1 protein-coding gene is annotated in these 349 nt (G+C 36.7%); it reads right to left on the minus strand.

The window, feature by feature from the left end; translation table 11 throughout:
- On the minus strand, positions 1-349 hold a 349-nt coding region (locus SB775_RS28060; protein WP_410864429.1), incomplete at both ends, for an ATP-binding cassette domain-containing protein.

Raw genomic sequence — 349 nt, forward strand, 5'->3', positions numbered from 1 at the left:
GGTATTCTTTTAAATAATTCGATAACCAATTAATGTGTTCAACGTCTAGATAGTTGGTAGGCTCATCGAGTAATAACACTTCTGGTTGTTCAAGTAATAGCTTTGCAAGTAATACTTTTGTACGTTGTCCACCACTTAGTGCTGAAACATCACGATCTAAACCGATTGCATCAATTCCAAGACCTCTTGCTGCTTCTTCAATTTTCATATCTAGTAAATAGAAACCACCTGCTTCGAGAGCATCTTGGATTTCTGCCATCTGCTCAAGAAGTGCCTCTAATTCTTCTGGTGTTGCAGTTCCCATTTTTTCTGCAACTTCATTTAAAGCTTTTTCTTTTTCAAATAAAGG

This window comes from Peribacillus sp. SIMBA_075 (assembly GCF_046534585.1).